This is a genomic window from Pseudomonas sp. LS-2 (genome assembly GCF_003605735.1).
Taxonomy (GTDB): Bacteria; Pseudomonadota; Gammaproteobacteria; order Pseudomonadales; family Pseudomonadaceae; genus Aquipseudomonas.
In genome coordinates, this window is record NZ_QXTJ01000016.1 from 63,347 (window position 1) to 81,702 (window position 18,356).

Below are 18,356 nucleotides of genomic sequence, written 5' to 3' on the forward strand. Positions count from 1 at the left end.
TCGGAAACGCCTCCGCCGGCAAGCCATGCTGCTACGGGGGATCGGCGTCAACGCTCCATTGGGCCGTGCATGGGTCTGTGCTTTTCGAGTCTGCGCGCCACAATCCGCTCCCGCACCTTGTCATACGCCATGTTGAACACCAGGGTGTACGGCAGGAACAACAGCAACAGGCCGATATCCAGCAGGAACGCCTGCCACAGGCTGATCGACAGCCACCACGCGGCCAGTGGCACGACTGCGATGATCAGGCCGGTTTCGAACGCGATTGCGTGCAGCACCCGAACCTTCAGGCTCATGGCAAAGCCGATGCGCCGACGCAACCGGTCGAAGCCTGCGTTGAACACCATGTTCCAGAGCATTGCCACGGTTGAAATCATCACCGTCATCGCGCCCATCTTGCCCAGCGACTGGCCGAGCACCCAGGCCAGTCCCGGTGCAAACAGCACCACGCCAATGAGTTCGAACAGCGACGCATGAAACGCGCGTTCCTTGATGGATTTGGCAGGGACGGCCGACTTCGCGGTCTTCGTTTGAGAGATGACGCCAATTGACATGACCATTTCACTTTGTTGCGGGGCAGGCGTGCATTGTCGGCGTGCGATGGACTAAAGTGAAAATCGTTACCATCGGAAAAACCGATGGGTGAAAGAGCAAACCTGTCATGAGCTATTCCCCCGAAGCCCTGGAAGCCTTTGCCCAGACCATCGCCCTGGGTTCGTTCAGCGCGGCTGCACGGCGGCTGGGCAAAAGCCAGTCGACGGTCAGTGAAGCGATCTCTCGGCTGGAGATTGATCTCGGCGTGGAACTGTTCGACCGCTCGTCGAAACAACCGGTGTTGACCGAAGCGGGCAGGGCGCTGCACGGACGGATCGAAGAAGTGCTGGGGGCCTGCGACAAGTTGCGCCGCGCGGCGGGGCGTCTGGCTGAAGGCATGGAACCCCGGCTGACGCTGGTGTTGTCCGACGCCAATCAGTTCGCTGAGTTCGAGGCGCGCATGGCCGAACTCGATCAGCGCTTTCCGGAGCTGGAACTCGAATGCGTGTTCGCCGAGCACGGCGACGCCATCAACCTGATCCAGAGCGGACGGGCGTCGCTAGGGCTGCTGTCGGCCCAGGCCAGCTATCCGCCGGAAGTGGGCCACGCGACCATTGCCGAGCGCGCCGACTTTGGACTGTTCGTCTCCCATCAGCATCCACTCGCAGCCGAAGATGCCGTGGATTACCGCAAACTTGCGCAGCACCGCGCCTTGCGCCTGAACACCATCGTCGACGAAAGCATCCCCACCGATGACCTGCCCAGTGGCGCGCGACGTAGCTGGTCGGCGCCCAATTATCTGTTGCTGATGGACATGGCGATCTTCGGATTCGGCTGGTCGGCCCTGCCGCGCTGGCTGGTCCGCGGTTACGCTCAGGGGCGCCTGAAGGAATTGCAGGTCCCCGGCTGGCCGCGCAGTTCGGCAGTGGATGTGATCTGGTCACGGCAGAAAAGCCTGGGTCCGGCAGGCGCCTGGTTGCTCGATACGCTGCTGGAGGGACGCGGCGGATATTGAACGCCGACGGGTACGCAGAGCGCGTTTGAAATCTTCATCGCAAACGATTGCGACCACCGGTGGTCTGTATTGACCAGCGGTGCGAACCCCTCTGAATCCGGGGTTTGCACCGGTTATGCAGTGCCGTGGCCGCTGTTTTTGTCTGCGCCAGGCGATCACCCCACAAAATAGAGGTTGAATAGTCACAGAAAATGTTATTTAAATAACAAAAATAATAACGCGTCGGCGGTCGTTTTTTCGGACCCCGCTGCGTAAACAAGGTATGACACACATGAACAAGATCGCGGTCATCGGCAGCAACATGGTGGATTTGATCACCTACATCGACCGGATGCCGGCCCAGGGCGAAACCCTCGAGGCGCCGAATTTCGCCATGGGCTGCGGCGGCAAGGGCGCCAATCAGGCCGTGGCGGCTGCCAAGCTCGGCGCCGACGTGCTGATGCTGAGCAAGGTCGGTGACGACATGTTCGCCGACAACACGCTCGCCAACTTCCAGCGCTTTGGCATCGACACCCATTTCGTAGAGTGCGTGCCCGGTGTTTCCAGCGGCGTCGCGCCGATCTTCGTGCAGAGCGACTCGCACAACAGCATCCTCATCGTCAAAGGCGCCAACGCTCACCTCAAACCTGCCGATATCGACGCCGCGCGAGCCGCGTTGCGCGATTGCAAGCTGATCGTGCTGCAGCTGGAAATCGAGCTGGAAACGGTCTACCACGCCATCGACTTCGCCAAGGCCAACGGCATTCCCGTGCTGCTCAATCCGGCACCTGCCGTCAAAGGCCTGAGCCGCGAACACCTGCTGCAACTGGACTTCTTCATTCCCAACGAGACCGAACTGGCGCTGATCACCGGCCAGGTCGTCGACTCGCTGGAATCGGCCCGTGCCGCTGCGTTGCAACTGGTGCAGGACGGCATCCGCCACGTCATCGTCACCCTGGGTGAAAAGGGCGCGCTGTACGTGGGCGAGGAGGGCGAGTTCCGCGTCGAGGGGATCAAGGTCAACGCCCGCGACACCACAGGCGCAGGGGATGCCTTCATCGGTTGCTTCGCCCGCCACTGGAGCGAGGACGGCGATATGCGCAAGGCCATGACCCAGGCAGTGGCCTATTCGGCCTGCTCGGTTACGGGCCTTGGCACCCAGAGTTCCTACCCGGACGCTGCCACGTTCGGACAATTTCTCGAAACGCTGTAAGTCACTCATGAGCCGCCGCGCCCGGACCGGTCAATTCGACCGGCCGGGCGAGGTATTCCCTGCACTTCCCGGAGAACAACAATGACAAAGCCCGCGCTCCAACAATCCCCGGACGGGTTCTACCTGAACCGCACGCCCTGGTTCGCTTTCCTGCTGCTGTGCTGTTGTTTCGCGTTGTGGGCGGCGGCCGCGAGCATGAACGACGTGCTCATCGCGCACTTCAAGAAGGCCTTCTTGCTCAGCGATTTTCAGACCGCTTTCGTGCAGTCGGCGTTCTACCTGGGCTACTTCTTCGTGGCGATTCCGGCGGCGATGGTGGTCAGACGCTTCAGCTACAAGAGCACCATCCTCATCGGCCTGCTGTTGTACATGGTCGGCTGCTCGCTGTTCTTCCCCGCAGCCTCGATGGCCAAGTACGGCATGTTCCTGATGGCGCTGTTCGTCATCGCTGCGGGCCTGTCGTTTCTGGAGACTGCGTGCAACACGTATTCGACATTGATGGGGCCGCGTGAAACCGGCACCCGTCGTCTGAACATCTCGCAGACTTTCCACCCGTTCGGCGCCATGGCCGGGGTCTACGTTGGCAGCTTCGTGATGTTCAAGGACACCGATGCCACCCGTGAACAACTGACCCAGATGAGCGCCTCCGATGCGGCGATCCAGCAACTGGAAATGATCCAGTCGACCCTGCTGCCGTACAAATGGATGATCGCGGTCCTGATCCTGATGTTCGTGCTGATTGCCTTCACCAGATTCCCCGCGTGCAAGGGCAACATCAAGGACGTCGCGAAAAAGAGCAGCATCGGCCAGAGCCTGTCCCGCCTTTGGCGCAACCCGCGCTTCACCTTTGGCGTGCTGGCTCAGTTCCTGTATGTCGGCGCGCAGGTCGGTGTGTGGAGTTTCACCATTCGCCTGGCAATGCAGATGGGCGGGATGAACGAACGCAGCGCATCGTGGTTCCTGCTGACCACCTTTGCTGCGTACTTCGTCGGCAAGATGATCGCCAACCTGCTGATGCGCAAGATGCATCCGGCCAAGGTCCTCGCGATTTATGGCGTGCTGACCATCGTGCTGTTGGCCTACACCATTCTGGTGCCGAACATCAGTGCGGTTTACGCGGCGGTGGGTGTGAGCATCTTCCTCGGTCCGTGCTGGCCGACCATCTATGGCCTGACCATCGACGGTCTGGGCGAAGACACCGGTGTCGGCGGTTCGCTGCTGGTGATGAGCATCGTGGGCGGTGGCGTAATGCCGATCTTCCAGGGACTGTTGTCCGACGCCACCCACGGCAACATGCAGATCGCCTACAGCGTGCCATTGCTGTGCTTCGTGGTGATCGTCGCCTACGCCATCAAGTGCATGCGTGATCCACGCAGCGAAACGGCGCCGGTCGGTGCGGTAACGGCATCATGAGCGGTCTCGACAAGCGCACGACGATCCCGCTGTTTCCCGAGCTGTTCAGTGGCGATGAAAAGACCCTGCTCGAGTCCGCTGACTTTCGCGTGCTGGCCTGGACCTACCCCAGCGGCGTGAAGGCGCTGGCGCTGGAGAACAATCGCGGTCGCGTCGTGGTGCTGCCGTATCAGGGCCAGATGGTCTGGTCCGCGGTGTTCGATGGCTGCGACCTGACCATGCGCAACATGTTCGAGCAACCGCGCCCCAGTCCTACCGTGATTGGCACCTATGGTTGCTTCATGTTCCACAGCGGCATTCTGCGCAATGGCTGCCCGACACCGCAGGACGATCATCCGCTGCACGGCGAGATGCCTTGCGCGCCGATGGACAGCGCCTGGCTGGAAGTGGGCGAAGATACCTCGGGCGCGTTTCTGCGCATTGGGGGCGAATACGAATACGTGATGGGCTTCGGCGATCATTATCTCGCCCGGCCCAGCGTGACATTGCGCGCAGGCTCTGGGCTGTTCGACATCGGCATGGATGTGCGCAATCTGGCGGGCAAGCCGATGGAGCTGATGTACATGGCCCACATGAATTACGCCTACGTCGAAAACGGTCGGTTCGTCGAGCCGCTGGGTGTCGAACGCACCCGGGTTCGCAGCAGCGTTCCGGCCCATGTAAGGCCGACCCCGGCGTGGTCGGCCTACATGGCCGAACTGACGGACGATCCCTCGCGCTTGCAGACCTTGAACACGCCTGAGCTGTATGACCCGGAGATCGTCTGCTTCTTTGACGGGGTTCGAGCGGATGCGCAGGGCGATGCGCACTTTCTGCTCAAGCATGTCGACGGCGCAGCGTTCTACACCCGCTACAAGCCGGCGCAGTTCGACCACGCCGCGCGCTGGATCCTGCACAACGCCGATCAGCAGGTGGCGGCCTTCGTGTTGCCTGCCACCTGCGAGCCGGAGGGCTATCTGGCCGAGAAAGCCAAGGGCAATGTGCGAATGCTGGGCGCGGGGGAGAGTGCGGTATTCAGCGTGACCACGGGTTATCTGGCGGTTGGGGAAGTGCAGACGGTCGAGCGCAATACTCGACCGTAGCGTTTCATGACAGCCAGGGATTCTGCGCCAGGTGCCGGTCCTGAAACGCCAGAATCTGTTCGCGCTTCTGCAGGGTGCTGCCAATCGCATCCAGCCCCAGCAGCAGCGCGTTCTTCCTCAATTCATCGATCTTGAACGGCATCACCCGACCGTTCTGCAAACGAATCTCCTGCGCCGCCAGATCCACCTCGATCTGCGCGGTCTCAGGCTGGCTGACCAGCGTGCCCAACGCCTGAATCTCGGCCTCTTCCAGGACGATGATCAAGACCCCGTTGCGCTGGCAGTTGTCGTAGAAAATCCCCGCGAAACTGCTGCCGATCAGCGCCTGAATCCCCATCTGCTTGAGGCCCCAGACAGCGTGCTCGCGACTCGATCCGCAACCGAAGTTCGGCCCGGTCACCAGAAATTTCGCCCCCTGCCACGCGGGCTGGTTGAGGATGAAGTGCGGATTCGGCTCGCCAGACGGCAGGAAGCGCAGGTCGAAGAACAGGCCCCGATCCAGCCCGGCGCGGTCAATGCCCTTGAGGAACTGCTTGGGCATGATCACGTCGGTGTCGACGTTGGCGGCGAGCATGGGCGCGGCCTTGCCGCTGACTTGGGTAAACGGCTGCATGTCAGAGACTCCCCTGCAAACGACGAACATCAGTCAAGTGGCCGGTAATGGCGGCTGCGGCGACCATTGCCGGGCTCATCAGGTGGGTGCGTGCGCCTGCGCCCTGACGGCCTTCAAAATTGCGGTTGGTGCTCGACGCGCAGCGGTCGCCGGGCGCGAGCACGTCGTCGTTCATGGCCAGGCACATCGAGCAGCCCGACTGGCGCCACTCGAAACCGGCATCGCGAAAGATCGTCGCCAGCCCCTCGGCTTCGGCCTGATCGCGCACGGCGGTGGAACCGGGGACGATCATCGCCCGCACGTGTTGGGCCACGTGTCTGCCGCGCACCACGTGGGCGGCGTCGCGCAAATCTTCGATGCGCGCATTGGTGCAGGAACCGATGAAGGCGTGGCTGATGACGATCTCGCTCAGCGGCATGCCGGCTTCAAGGCCCATGTAGGTCAAGGCTCGGCGCATGTCCTGACGCAGGATCGGATCGGCGATGGCGTCCGGATCCGGCACAGTTTCATGGATAGCGGCGGCCTGATCGGGGCTGGTACCCCATGTGACCATGGGTTGCAGGTCAGTGGTATCGAGCTGGATTTCGCGGTCGAACACGGCATCAGCGTCGCTGTGCAGCGTCTTCCAGCTTTCCACGGCGCGGTCCCATAACGTGCCTTTCGGTGCGCGGGGCTTGTCCTTCAGGTAGGCGAACACCTTGTCGTCCGGCGCCATGAACGCCCCTCGTGCGCCGGCTTCCACGGCCATGTTGCAGATGGTCATCCGGGCTTCGACACTGAGGGCGGAAATGGTCGAGCCGGTGAATTCGATGGCGTAACCGGTGGCACCCGATGCGCCGATCTTGCCGATCAGCGCCATGATCACGTCCTTGGACGTCAGGCCGCTGGACAGGTCGCCCTCGACGGTCACGCGCATGCTTTTCAGACGTTTGTAGACAAGCGTCTGGGACGCCAGCAGGTGTTCGATTTCCGAGGTGCCGATGCCGAAACCGAACGCCCCCAGCGCCCCGTAAGTGGTGGTGTGGCTGTCGCCTGCGGCGATCACCATGCCGGGGAGAATAAAACCTTGCTCGGGCGCGATGACGTGTTCGATGCCCTGACGCTGGTCGAGGACGTCGAACAGTTCGATGCCGAAATTTTCGCAGTTGTCGGCCAGATACGAGACCTGTAACGCACCGCCTGGATCGGCCATGGCCGCCACCCGTTGCGGCGCGGTAGGGTTGACGTGATCGACGACCGCCAGTGCGGTTTGCGGCCGCCACACCTCACGCCCCGCCTCACGCAGACCGCTGAACGCCTGAGGGCTGGTGTATTCGTTGATGACCTGACGGTCGATATAAAGCAGAACATGGCCCTGATCATCGAGGGTGCACACGGTGTGCGAGTCGATGTGTTTGTCGTACAGGGTTCTTGCTGAGGATCTTGTTGGAGTCGTTGTTGTTGAACTCATCACGGCACTCACTCGATGGAAATCACGGCCAGGCAGGCTTGCTGACATCTTAGGCAGGCGAGGGTGACCATCAATGGCCGAAGGGTGAGGGCTTGGAACATGGATCGTGTTTGATGAGGGCGTGACGCTGGGCTGGCTCCTGGTTCTACGCGAAGGAGTTGAGAAAGACTTGTAGGGCTTTTGATTCTGCCCGAAGGGCGTGGGAGTCCAGCTTGCTGACGATGGGCTCTCGTGCGGCTTTTGATTCTGCCCGAAGGGCGTAGGAGTCCAGCTTGCTGACGATGGGCTGCGAAGCAGTCCCGAAACCATTCGACCAGATTGTGTCAGGCGGATAGCGCTGGCAGGGTTTGTTGCCGGTTCCCGGCAGATCGTCAGCAAGCTGGCCTCCCACGCCTTCGGCAGAAGCAGGCAGGTGTTGTCGCCAAAGTCCGGCCAAAAAAACAGGCGCCGAAGCGCCTGCGAAGGAGAGCACGTGAAGCTCTGTGAATCAGAAAATCTGGGTGAAGAACCAGTACAGGCCGCCGGACAGCAGGATCGCCGCTGGCAGGGTCAGAACCCAGGCCATTGCCAGGTTGCGCAGGGTGCGCATCTGCAGGCCGGAGCCGTTGGCGGTCATGCTGCCTGCCACGCCCGAAGACAGCACATGGGTGGTCGAGACCGGCAGGCCGTACATGTCCGCCGCGCCGATGGTCAGCATGGCGACCACTTCCGCCGAAGCGCCCTGGGCGTAGGTCAGGTGAGTTTTGCCGATCTTTTCACCCACTGTCACCACGATGCGTTTCCAGCCGACCATGGTGCCCAGACCCAGCGCGATGGCGACAGCGATCTTCACCCACAGCGGGATGAAGCGCGTGGCGTTGTCGATCTGCTGCTTGAACAGCTGCACCTTGCTTTGGGTATCGGCGTCGAAGTTGCCGACCTTGTTCTTGTCCATCAAACGGATGGCTTCGGAGGTCAGGTACATGTCGTTACGCACGTTGGCGGTGGCTTCGGCCGGGACCTTGGACAGCGAACCGTAGCTGGCGACCTGATCGCCGATTTTGCCGGCCATCACGGCCAGCGCGGGCACCAGATCGGGGGTGGCCTGTTTGTCACGGATGTAGTTGGAGAGCGTCTGGCGCGAATCGGCGGGCGCGGGCAATGGCGCGGCTTTGGTCAGCGCCTGTTGCGTGACCTGAGCCACCGCCGCGAACTGCACCGACTGATCGGCGGGCATCGCACGGTTAAGCGCATAGGCCATCGGCAGGGTGCCTACCAGAATCAGCATGATCAGGCCCATGCCCTTTTGCCCGTCGTTGGAGCCGTGGGCGAAGGACACGCCGGTGCAGGTCAGGATCAGCAGGCCGCGAATCCACAGCGGCGGCGGTTGATTGCCTTCCGGGGCTTTGTATAGCGCGCGGTTCTTGACGAAGGCACGTAGCGCCAGCAGCAACAGGGCCGCGCAGGTGAAGCCCACCAGCGGCGATAGCAGCAGCGAGTAGCCGATCTTGGTGGCTTGCGACCAGTCCACGCCGCTGGTGCCATCACGGCCATGCATCAGCGCGTTGGCGACGCCGACGCCGATGATCGAGCCGATCAGCGTGTGCGACGACGAAGCGGGCAGGCCCAGCCACCAGGTGCCGAGGTTCCACAGGATGGCGGCGATCAACAGGGCGAAGATCATCGCGTAACCGGCGGACGAACCCACTTGCAGGATCAGTTCGACCGGCAGCAGGGCGATGATGCCGAACGCCACCGCACCGCTGGAAAACAGCACGCCCAGAAAGTTGAACATCCCCGACCAGACCACGGCGAAATTCGGCGGCAGGGAGTGGGTATAGATGACGGTTGCCACCGCGTTGGCGGTGTCGTGGAAACCGTTGACGAATTCGAAACCCAGAGCGATCAACAACGCAACGCCGAGCAGCAGGAAGGGGGTCCAGGTCAACACGACCGTGCCCAGTTCATCCATGTCCTGCTTGAGGCTGAAGGCCGTGTACAACAGGCCCAGGCCCAGTACGGCGAAGAAGATCACCATCGTCAGAACGCCGGGCTTGCGCCCGAATTGAGCACTCAGCCCGGGACCCTGTTGCAGGGAGCCTGGAGCCATTGTCGGGGTCGCCATGATTCACAATCCTGTTGAGATGGGATGGCGAACATGATCATTACAAAATGTGACAGAGATACGACGCAGGTCAGGGTTGCGGTGGATTTGTTGGGGTAAGGGATGGGTGGCGTTAACAAATGCCGATTCTGGCCGGAGGCCGTGGCGCATGCCGGAGTGGCTTACTGACGACTGTAGGAGCGCGCTTGCCCGCGATCTGCCGGGAACCGGCAGCGAAACCAGCCAATACGGTATGCCTGATCAGACCTTACAAAGTGATCTTACTGCCGGTTCCCGGCAGATCGCGGGCAAGCGCGCTCCTACCAGAGATTCGGCCACGACCCGCTCAATAATCCCGGCTCTTGCGAAACGCCCAGCGTCCCGCAATGAAGGTAAACGTGGCTACTAGTGCCACCAGCACCCAGAAGCCATGGGGGTCGCTGGCCAGCGGAATACCGCCCACGTTCATGCCGAAGAAGCCGGCGACGATGTTGATCGGCAACGCCAGCACCGTGACCACCGTCAGGGTGAACAGCGTGCGGTTGGTCTGTTCGCTGAGGTTGGCGGCAATTTCTTCCTGCAACAGTTTGATCCGCTCCCCAAGAGCAGTGAGGTCGCTGAGCACCAGCGCCGACTCTTCGGTGGACTGCCGCAATTCCTGCAAGTCCTCCTCCAGCAGCCAGGTGGGCGGGCGATGCAGCAGGCGCATCAGCGAGCCGGGTTCCAGCGCCAGCAGCCGCTGCAGGCGGACCAGCACGCGACGCATGGTCCCCAGTTCGGTGCGGTTGTTGCTCAAGCGCTGGGACAGCAACTGGTCTTCGATTTTGTCGACGCTGATGCTGGTCTTGCGCATGAACTGGGCCAGCACCTCGCTCTGGTCTCGCAGAAGGTGCGCCAGCAGCTCGAGCGGCGAGCGAAAGGTTTCGCCCTGTTTGACCGACGAGCGCAGCTTGTCCACCGAGCGCAATGGTTGATGGCGCGCCGAGATCATCAGATTGCTGCGCACGCACACCCACAACGTGGCGATATCAGTGGAGATACGGTTGAAGTCGAACACCACGTCGTTGACCACCGCCAGCAGGGCGGAGTCGACGTGTTCGATGCGCGTCGAGCGCGAGCCTTCGTGCAGGGCTTCGAGGAACTCGTCAGGCAGTTCGAAGTTGGTTTTCATCCAGCGTTCGCAGCTGGCATGGGCCAGGTTCAGGTGCAGCCAGACGAATTCGTCAGGGTCTGTCGGCGCGCGCAGACACGCCAGCGCAGCGGTGGAATCGATCTCCCGACCAGGCTCCCCAGGACGGAAACGAAAACCGTACAGCAGCCCGAACAGGTCGGATTCCTGATGAGGAGCGATGCGTTGATTCATGAAGGCTCGCAGGCGAGGAGGCCGCAGAAGGCACGGGATCTGAAGCGGCATCATCGCAAGCGGTTTTGACAGTTTTGTGACCGTTTGTGGCAGCACGTCATGCAGACTTGTAGGAGCGCGCTTGCCCGCGATCGCGCCGGTTCAGATACCTCTATCCCGACTGACACACCGCAATCGCGGGCAAGCGCGCTCCTACAGAACGTGGGTCATCACAAAGGTGGGTCATCACACCATGGACAGACGCTTCTTGCGAGTCGGCGCAGGCCACGAGGTGTCGATCAGCAGTTCGTCCTCGATGCTCAGCTCGATCCCGGCCGCAGCGGCATTGAGCTGGAGATGGTGAGGATCGACGGCTTTGGGGATGGCGATCACGCCATCCTGACGCAACACCCAGGCCAGGCTGATCTGCGCTGGCGTGGCGTCGTGGCGTTCGGCAACTTCGATCATGGCCGGGTTCATCAGCAAGTTACCCGCCTGACCAATCGGGCAGTAGGCCATGAGCGGCATGTCGACGTTCTGCATCCAGGGCAGCAGATCGTATTCGACGCCGCGCTCTTCAGGGTTATAGAGCACTTGATTGGTGGCGCAGTGGGTGTTGTTCAGCTCCAGCATGTCCGACACATCGAAGTTCGACACGCCCCAACGGCCGATCTTGCCCGCTTCACGCAGACGTTCGAAGGCCTCAACGGTTTCCTCAAGGGGGTAGGAGCCCGGCCAGTGCAACAGGTACAGATCGATGTAGTCGGTCTTGAGCCGTTGCAGGCTGCGCTCGCACGCGGCGGCGATGCCTTTGCGGCTGGCGTTGTGCGGGTAGACCTTGCTCACCAGCACCACCTCGTCGCGCCGCCCGGCAATGGCCTCGCCGACCACTTCTTCGGCGCCGCCTTCGCCGTACATCTCGGCGGTGTCGATCAGCGTCAGGCCCAGTTCGATGCCCATCTGCAGGGCTGAAACTTCCTCTTGGCGCTGATGGCGATCTTCCCCCATGCGCCAGGTGCCTTGCCCGATGACGGGGACGGTTTGATCTGCCAGTTGGAGCGTGCGCATGGTGCCTCCTGCCGAGTGGGGTATAGAGAGATCAGGCAGTTCAGGCGGGCAGGGGTTCAATTTCATGGATGAATGCGGCTTTGCAGCAACGTCGTTTCAGGGGCGGCTGCAAGACGTGTGGGAGCCGGCTGGCTGGCGAAAGCGTCGGGCCAGAGACCTCAATGCTCAATGACGCAGCGCATTCGTCACTCAGCGGGCTCCCACAATGGATCGTCTTACTGATGTGCCTGGGCGGGCGCGGCAGGCGCCGGCCTGGAGTTCTCCCAACCCCCACCCAGCGCCAGGAACAGATCGATCTGCCCCATGGCCACCTGAGTATTCGCCGCCGCCAGTTGCGCGGTCACGTCGGTGTAGGTGCGCGTTGCCTGCAAATCCGCCAGGAACGACTCGCGACCGGCCATGAAGAAGCGGTGGGTCTGGTCAGCCGCCTGTTTGGCCGATTGCTCGGCATCGGCCAGGGCGTCGCGGCGCTCCAGCAGGGCGGTGTATTGCGACAGACCGGTCTGCGCTTCGCGAATCGCGTTGAGCACCACGCCATCGAAATGCGCCAGTGCCGCCTGATTCGACGCTTCGGCCATGTGAATGCGGGCACGGGCGCCGTTGGACGGGATGGTCCAGTTGATCACGCCGCCGAAACCCCAGCGGTTGGTCGACGGTTCGCCCAGTTCGTCGAGAATACCGACAGTGGCGACCGTCGCGCCGATGCTGATGTCCGGATACAGCTCGCCCGTGGCAACACCGATGCCGGCGCTGGACATCGCCAGACGACGTTCGGCCTGACGCACATCGGGACGACGCTTGAGCAGGGCCGCGCCATCACCGACCGGCATCACCTGAGCGATACGCGGCAGCTCGGCGCAGTCGGCAACCCCTTGCGGCAACTGGTTCAGCGGACGTGCCAGCAACATCGACAGGCGATACAGCCCGGCCTGGCGCGCTGCCTCATAGCGCGGCAATTCGGCGCGCAGGGACTTGAACTGGGTCTGCGAGCGGGTGACCTGAGTCTCGTCGCCACGGCCGGCATCACGCAGGCGCTGGGTCAGGCTCACGCTCTGTTTTTGCAGATCCAGCGAGTGCAGGGCGATATCGTGTTCTTCGTTGGCGGCGCAGATTTGCGTGTACGAACGCACGACGTCCGCCACCAGCGTAATGCGCGCGGTGTCTGCCGCGGCCTGCGCGGCGTCGGCATTGGCCTCGGACGCTTCGATGCCGCGTTGCAACACACCGAACAGGTCGAACTGATACGAGGTGGTCAGGCCCGCATCACCCACGTTGGAGACCGGAACCTTCTCCGGAAGCAAATAGGCCTGACCCGACTCTTGCAAGCGCTGGGCACCGGCCTTCGCAGTGTTGGTGAAGCCGCCTGCGGCGTCGGCTTCGTTCACTTGATAACGGGCACGTTGCAGGTTGGCGGCGGCCACCCGCAGGTCAGTGCTCGACGCCAGCGCCTGAGCCACCAACTGATCCAGTTTGGGATCGTTGTACAACCGCCACCAGTCAGCGGGAACCGGGGCAGACACCACATTGGCCGAGCTGCCCGCCAGCTCGCCCTGTAAATCAGGACGATTGACCGCTGCCTCGTTCGGCAGTTTGTAATCCGGCCCGACCACGGTACAGGCCGAGAGCAACATGCCCAAACCAACGGTTAGAAGGCGTGCGCCGGGTTTCATTGAGCGACTCCTTTGTCAGTGGCCTTTTCATTCTTGCGCGCGGTGGCATCGTCGATGATCGACACGGCCGCCGTACGCCCGGCAATCATGCGGAAGTCGTCTGGCACTTCGGCGAAAGCGATACGCACCGGAATCCGCTGGGCCAAGCGCACCCAGCTGAATGCCGGGTTGACGTTGGGCAGCAGATTGGAGCCGCTGCTGCGGTCGCGGTCCTCGATACCGGCGACGATGCTCACCACATGTCCGCGCAGACGGGCGTTGTCGCCGATCACGCGGATGTCCACGGCCGATCCGATGTGAATGCCGTCGAGCTTGGTTTCTTCGAAATAACCGTCGATGTGATACGAGGCGCTGTCCACTACCGACAGCACCGGGCGCCCGGCACTGACGAACTCGCGGTCCCGTGGCGCGCGGTCGTTGAGGTAGCCGTCGACCGGGCTGCGGATCACCGAGCGGTCGAGGTTCAGCTGCGCGGAGTCCACCGCCACCTGGGCCTCATTCACCGCCGCCAGGGCGCGGGCTTCCTTGGACTGGCTTTCTTCCAGTTGCTCGCGAGCCACCAGGTTGCCAAGGCCACGGTTACGCTTGTTCTCGCGCTGAGCCTGTTCCCAGGTTTCCTTGCGCTCGGCCAGCGTGGCTTGCGCCTGACGCAAGGCCAGGCGGAAGCGGTCCTGGTCGATGGTGAACAGCACCTGGCCCTTGGTGATCGCCTGGTTGTCGCTGACCGAGACCTTTTCGATCAGGCCGGAGACGTCCGGGGCGATCTGGATCACGTCGGCGCGGATGTGACCGTCGCGTGTCCAGGGGGCGTACATGTAATACATCACCATGCGCCAGACGACGATCGCGGCGAGGATGACAACCAGCAGTGTCAGGACCACACGGCCCAGAGTCAGTAGAGGTTTTTTCATTTCATCAGGTATCGACTAAGGGTATCCACGACGCCGAGCAGCAGAGCGTATAGACCGACGTTGAACAAAGCCCGGTGCCAGACCAGGCGGTAGAAGTGGGCACGCGACAGTACGGCGTGAACCACCAGAAAAATCACATAAGCGATGCCCATCAGCACCAGAAAGGTAGGCAGGAAAATCCCGCTGATATCCAGTTCACCGATCACAGTGGCGCTCCATCGATGCCATACGGCGGTTGTTCTTCTTGCTCGGCCAGCACGTCGACGATTTCCACGCCCGGCAGCAGTGCCAGTCGCAGCCCGCTGAGTGCATGCAGCAGGTGCCGACGCGATTCATCGTCGCCCATCCAGTCGAAGGTCAGGGAGCGGCGGGCGCGGTCCATGGTCATCAACAGACCTTTGGGCGCGGGCAAACGCTCGCGGGCCTTGAGGCAGGCGCGGAAATACGCACCGACTTCGGTCGCCACCTGGCGCAGCAACTGGTGTGGCACGTCACCGACCCGAGGCATATAAGCGAGCAGGTCGAGCATGTTCAGCGCCACCCGCACTTCACGCAGCGCAATGTTGGTGTCCTGCGCCGTGATCACCAGTCGCGGCAAGTGCTGCATCAAGCGGTCGAGCATGCGCACGCCCATCTGCCGGTGCTCGGCCAGGGTTGCATCTTCACTCAGCGAAACGATGTCGCACCAACTGAAGCGCGTCAGGCGTTTGGCCGCGACCTCTGTCCCGAACGGCCGCACGATCAGCGTCCAGACAAAGGCAAATGCCAGCCCGGCAGGGCCTGCCAGGTTGGAGTTGACGAAGTTCAGGAAGTCCGCGTCGTAGGCGCTCTGAATGCTGATGAACGACGAGGTGTTGACAATGGTCAGCAACGTGCCGAGGTAGAACTTGGGCTGCACGGTCAGGGTGCCGACACAGATGAACGGCACGGCGAACGCCAGCACCAGCATCGGGAAGTCATGCAGGTTCGGCAGCACCACGAACAGATAGAGGCTGGCGAAGATCACTGACATCATCGTCCAGAAGAAGAAGCGGTAGATCTGCGGCGCCGGGTCGTCCATCGCGGCGAAGAAGCTGCACGACACCGCTGCCAGCGCCACGGCACTGGCACCGTCCTGCCAGCCGAGCAGAATCCACAGCACCGAGGCAACGATGATCGCACTCACCGAGGTCGCCACCGAGTACAGCATCATGCCTTTGTCGAGGAACGGCGACAGGCGAGCCAGACGCCAGTGGCGATAGACCGCACGCCAGGGGCGATGGTCGTCGGTTTCGATGGCGTGTTGCAGGCTGCGGCAGTCCTGCCACAGGTCGATCCACTCACGCAGACGATACAGCGCGTTGGACAACAGCAACTGACGGCGATCATCCAGTTGCGCAGGCGTCGGTTGCAGGCGGTCGAGCTCGTCGTGCAGCGCTTGCCAGTATTTGACCGGTGCACCCTCGGCGGTCTTTTCCACCCAGTCGCGGCACTCGATGATCAGCGGCGCAAGATCGGCCACCAGTTCCGGCGTGCGGCGTTCCAGTGCCCAAAGCGCGTCGTCCAGGGCATCGATCACCGGCAACAGGTGGATCATGCGGCCGCGCAGTTCCTTTGCATTGCGTACGGTCTGGCGGTGCGTGCCTTCGTGGGGCAGTTGGCCGATCATCAGTTCCAGGCTGTTGAACGTGCCGACCATGGCCGTACGCAAGGCACCGACCTGTTCCGGTGTGGCGCTGCGAGAGAGGAACAGATCGCTGTAGGTCGAGGCGTCCTTGAACCATTTGCCCATGGAGTCGACCAGCACTGGCGCCAGACGGCGCGGCCAGAACATTGCGCCGACCACCGCCGCGCAAACGATGCCGAGAAAGATTTCCTCGGTCCGCGACACCGCGATGTCGAACACCGCCTGGGGGTTGTCCACCACCGGAAAGGAAATCAGCGGCATGGTGTAGCCGGCCAGCATCAGCGCGTAGCTGTTGGCGGTGCGCAGGTGCAGGGACAAGAAGAGCAGGGTGCCGGTCCACAGGGCGATGACCACCGCCAGCAGAAACGGCGTCTGCACGAACATCGGCACGATCAGCACCGATGCGGTGGCGCCGAGCAAGGTGCCGGCAGCCCGGTACAGCGCCTTGGAACTGGTCGGCGCGACGAAGGGGCTGGAGACGATGTAGACCGTGGCCATCGCCCAGTAAGGACGGGGCAGCTCGAAAATCAGCGCGATGTACAACGCCAGCATCGACGCGGCGAAGGTGCGGATGCCGTAGAACCAGTCGCGGGACGGCGGAACACCGTCAAAGAAACCTTTGAAAAGTCCGTTCAAGATGACTGCTCCGGCCCCATGGGACTGGCGTTGGCGAAGGCTTTGAAGACGCGCAGGGTGGCTTCCAGGTCCGCAGGTTCGATTGCGCTGAACACATCCCGGCGCAGACGGATCAGTTCATCCTCGATGGAGTTGGCCAGGGCGCGTCCTTCATCGGTCAGGCTCAGGGCCTTGGCGCGGCGGTCGGTGGGGTCTTCAGTGCGCTGGACCAGGTTGGCCTTGCCGAGTTGGTCGAGCAGGCGCACCAGCGACGGGCTTTCCAGCCCGCACGCCTGAGCGACGGTGACCTGCCGCACGCCTTCTCCCAGTCTCGCGATCATCAACAACGGCCCGGCGCAGGCTTCCGACACGCCGTAATTCACCAGGGTGGTCTGACACACGCGGCGCCATTGGCGAGACGCCGCGACGACGCCGCCTGTGATGTGCATTTGCAGTGAGTCTAGAGTCATGAGGATGCCACTGGGTGGATTCGACAAAAAAGGTTGGTTAGGCAGTGAATGATTAGTCCCGGTATTATTAGCTTGCTAATTATTAATATCAAGTTACAAAGTTGAGCGTCAAATCAAATGTGGATGAGTGGTGGCCGACAGGACGAAAGGGCGTGACCGCCCCCTCTCTAGAGGGGACCTGGCGTCTGCGAGTGTCTGACTTTACTACCGCCTGTCGGACTTTTTGCTGAATTGTGAACTTAATTCGAAATTTCTTATCACGCATCTCCAAAAAAATGGCGTCAATCTTTTAGTGGGGCATGCCCGGATTCTGCTGGCCTGATCAAAAAACGCACAATTAGATCGGTGTGATAAGTGATATCGCGATGGTGGCTATCGCCATTTTCAGGGTGATTTCGGCGGTTTCTTGACTGTTCGGCCGAGTTAAAGATCAACCGATTCAGCCGATAGCAAAGGCGACGGGAATCAGGGCTCAAAACCCTGTTCCAGACACATCCCTTTGCTGGTGCGCATGCGCACCCAAGAGTCGCAACATGATCGATCTCGCCACCTGGAATCTCTCCGTACCGGTCGGTACTCCTGCCGTCACTGTGGACACACCCAAACTGGTCGGCGGTTACCAGGATGGTTACTTTCGCTCCGGGGACACCTTGTTCTTTTGGGCGCCTGTAACCGGCTCACGGACTGACAACGCCATTTATCCGCGCACGGAATTGCGTGAAACCTACGCCAACGGTGCCGTGCATAACTGGACCTACACCCAGGCAGACAATTTCCTGCGTGCAGCGTTGACCGTGGATCAGGTGCCATCGTCCGGCAAGATCGTGATCGGTCAGATTCACTGCTACGGCAGCACCGAACCGCTGCTCAAGCTCGAATACCAGTTCAAGGAAAAAACCCAGACCGGCAACATCGTCGCCAAGTTTCGTCTGACGCCGACTTCCGAGCCTGAAGTGATTCAGATCGCCACCGGTGTACTGCTCAAGGAACGTTTCACCTACACCATTCACTTGACGCCAACCGGCAACCTCACGGTGAACGCCCACGATATGCAGTGGAGCGCCAGGCTCGATTCGACCTGGAACGGCAAACAGTTGTATTTCAAGGCGGGGGTCTATACCCAGGACAACACCGGGTATGCGACTGAGGGCGGGGCCGCGACGTTCTACAAACTGCAGATTGCGCACGATCCGAAGGCTTGATGCCAATCTCTGCTTGGGGTTGATACCTGT

The 18,356-nt window shown here is 61.7% G+C and carries 16 protein-coding genes; 5 read left to right on the top strand and 11 right to left on the bottom strand.

Annotation, left to right across the window (positions count from 1 at the left end):
- Positions 1 to 47 precede the first annotated feature (47 nt).
- Positions 48 to 554, bottom strand: a complete 507-nt coding sequence (locus D3M70_RS11005; protein WP_120125797.1) for a multidrug/biocide efflux PACE transporter — start codon at positions 552 to 554, stop codon at positions 48 to 50.
- 107 nt (positions 555 to 661) lie between these two features.
- Here D3M70_RS11005 and D3M70_RS11010 point away from each other — a divergent pair, with 107 nt between their 5' ends.
- The 4 genes from D3M70_RS11010 to D3M70_RS11025 all read left to right on the top strand — a co-directional run bounded on the left by D3M70_RS11010 (position 662) and on the right by D3M70_RS11025 (position 5,236).
- The gene (locus D3M70_RS11010) at positions 662 to 1,549 is read left to right on the top strand and encodes a LysR family transcriptional regulator (RefSeq protein ID WP_120125798.1); all 888 of its coding nucleotides are present in this window, start codon (positions 662 to 664) and stop codon (positions 1,547 to 1,549) included.
- 271 nt (positions 1,550 to 1,820) lie between these two features.
- Positions 1,821 to 2,741: a ribokinase gene (gene rbsK, locus D3M70_RS11015; RefSeq protein ID WP_120125799.1), complete on the top strand. Its 921-nt coding sequence runs from the start codon at positions 1,821 to 1,823 to the stop codon at positions 2,739 to 2,741.
- 81 nt (positions 2,742 to 2,822) lie between these two features.
- Entirely contained in the window at positions 2,823 to 4,154 is a 1,332-nt protein-coding gene (gene fucP, locus D3M70_RS11020) for an L-fucose:H+ symporter permease (RefSeq protein ID WP_120125800.1), read from the top strand.
- Positions 4,151 to 5,236: an aldose 1-epimerase family protein gene (locus D3M70_RS11025; protein WP_120125801.1), complete on the top strand. Its 1,086-nt coding sequence runs from the start codon at positions 4,151 to 4,153 to the stop codon at positions 5,234 to 5,236. Before fucP ends, D3M70_RS11025 begins: the two co-directional genes overlap by 4 nt.
- Positions 5,237 to 5,240: 4 nt before the next feature.
- On the opposite strand, the gene leuD is transcribed toward D3M70_RS11025, so the two are convergent.
- The 10 genes from leuD to D3M70_RS11080 form a co-directional block, all read right to left on the bottom strand.
- Entirely contained in the window at positions 5,241 to 5,849 is a 609-nt protein-coding gene (gene leuD, locus D3M70_RS11030) for a 3-isopropylmalate dehydratase small subunit (protein WP_120125802.1), read from the bottom strand.
- A 1-nt stretch (position 5,850) separates the two neighbouring features.
- Positions 5,851 to 7,299 (bottom strand): 3-isopropylmalate dehydratase large subunit, encoded by a 1,449-nt coding sequence (leuC, locus tag D3M70_RS11035; RefSeq protein WP_120125803.1) that lies wholly within the window; start codon positions 7,297 to 7,299, stop codon positions 5,851 to 5,853.
- Positions 7,300 to 7,786: 487 nt separating this feature from the next.
- Positions 7,787 to 9,388, bottom strand: a complete 1,602-nt coding sequence (locus D3M70_RS11045; protein ID WP_256659816.1) for an inorganic phosphate transporter — start codon at positions 9,386 to 9,388, stop codon at positions 7,787 to 7,789.
- Between the two features lie 340 nt (positions 9,389 to 9,728).
- Positions 9,729 to 10,745 (bottom strand): transporter, encoded by a 1,017-nt coding sequence (locus D3M70_RS11050; RefSeq protein WP_120125806.1) that lies wholly within the window; start codon positions 10,743 to 10,745, stop codon positions 9,729 to 9,731.
- A 225-nt stretch (positions 10,746 to 10,970) separates the two neighbouring features.
- A complete protein-coding gene (locus D3M70_RS11055; protein ID WP_120125807.1) occupies positions 10,971 to 11,792 on the bottom strand; it encodes an aldo/keto reductase in 822 nt (273 codons plus the stop codon).
- 215 nt (positions 11,793 to 12,007) lie between these two features.
- Positions 12,008 to 13,462 carry an efflux transporter outer membrane subunit gene (locus tag D3M70_RS11060; protein ID WP_120125808.1) on the bottom strand — a complete coding sequence of 485 codons (1,455 nt, stop codon included), beginning with the start codon at positions 13,460 to 13,462 and terminating at the stop codon, positions 12,008 to 12,010.
- Positions 13,459 to 14,373, bottom strand: coding sequence for an HlyD family secretion protein (locus D3M70_RS11065; RefSeq protein WP_120125809.1), 915 nt, complete (start codon positions 14,371 to 14,373; stop codon positions 13,459 to 13,461). Before D3M70_RS11065 ends, D3M70_RS11060 begins: the two co-directional genes overlap by 4 nt.
- Positions 14,370 to 14,579: a DUF1656 domain-containing protein gene (locus tag D3M70_RS11070; protein ID WP_120125810.1), complete on the bottom strand. Its 210-nt coding sequence runs from the start codon at positions 14,577 to 14,579 to the stop codon at positions 14,370 to 14,372. The genes D3M70_RS11065 and D3M70_RS11070 overlap by 4 nt, the downstream gene beginning before the upstream one ends.
- Entirely contained in the window at positions 14,576 to 16,675 is a 2,100-nt protein-coding gene (locus tag D3M70_RS11075) for an FUSC family protein (RefSeq protein WP_120125811.1), read from the bottom strand. The genes D3M70_RS11070 and D3M70_RS11075 overlap by 4 nt, the downstream gene beginning before the upstream one ends.
- Entirely contained in the window at positions 16,672 to 17,124 is a 453-nt protein-coding gene (locus D3M70_RS11080; RefSeq protein ID WP_120125812.1) for a MarR family winged helix-turn-helix transcriptional regulator, read from the bottom strand. The genes D3M70_RS11075 and D3M70_RS11080 overlap by 4 nt, the downstream gene beginning before the upstream one ends.
- 533 nt (positions 17,125 to 17,657) lie before the next feature.
- Between D3M70_RS11080 and D3M70_RS11085 the strand changes: the two genes are divergently transcribed.
- Complete coding sequence (locus D3M70_RS11085) at positions 17,658 to 18,326, top strand: polysaccharide lyase family 7 protein (RefSeq protein ID WP_120125813.1); 669 nt, start codon at positions 17,658 to 17,660, stop codon at positions 18,324 to 18,326.
- Positions 18,327 to 18,356: the final 30 nt, after the last annotated feature.

Coding starts and splice junctions, on each gene's coding strand:
- leuC (WP_120125803.1), bottom strand. CDS start 7,299: ATGAGTTCAACAACAACGACTCCAACAAGATCCTCAGCAAGAACCCTG.
- D3M70_RS11045 (WP_256659816.1), bottom strand. CDS start 9,388: ATGGCTCCAGGCTCCCTGCAACAGGGTCCCGGGCTGAGTGCTCAATTC.
- D3M70_RS11085 (WP_120125813.1), top strand. CDS start 17,658: ATGATCGATCTCGCCACCTGGAATCTCTCCGTACCGGTCGGTACTCCT.
- D3M70_RS11050 (WP_120125806.1), bottom strand. CDS start 10,745: ATGAATCAACGCATCGCTCCTCATCAGGAATCCGACCTGTTCGGGCTG.
- leuD (WP_120125802.1), bottom strand. CDS start 5,849: ATGCAGCCGTTTACCCAAGTCAGCGGCAAGGCCGCGCCCATGCTCGCC.
- D3M70_RS11055 (WP_120125807.1), bottom strand. CDS start 11,792: ATGCGCACGCTCCAACTGGCAGATCAAACCGTCCCCGTCATCGGGCAA.
- rbsK (WP_120125799.1), top strand. CDS start 1,821: ATGAACAAGATCGCGGTCATCGGCAGCAACATGGTGGATTTGATCACC.
- D3M70_RS11080 (WP_120125812.1), bottom strand. CDS start 17,124: ATGACTCTAGACTCACTGCAAATGCACATCACAGGCGGCGTCGTCGCG.
- D3M70_RS11025 (WP_120125801.1), top strand. CDS start 4,151: ATGAGCGGTCTCGACAAGCGCACGACGATCCCGCTGTTTCCCGAGCTG.
- fucP (WP_120125800.1), top strand. CDS start 2,823: ATGACAAAGCCCGCGCTCCAACAATCCCCGGACGGGTTCTACCTGAAC.
- D3M70_RS11005 (WP_120125797.1), bottom strand. CDS start 554: ATGTCAATTGGCGTCATCTCTCAAACGAAGACCGCGAAGTCGGCCGTC.
- D3M70_RS11060 (WP_120125808.1), bottom strand. CDS start 13,462: ATGAAACCCGGCGCACGCCTTCTAACCGTTGGTTTGGGCATGTTGCTC.
- D3M70_RS11010 (WP_120125798.1), top strand. CDS start 662: ATGAGCTATTCCCCCGAAGCCCTGGAAGCCTTTGCCCAGACCATCGCC.
- D3M70_RS11065 (WP_120125809.1), bottom strand. CDS start 14,373: ATGAAAAAACCTCTACTGACTCTGGGCCGTGTGGTCCTGACACTGCTG.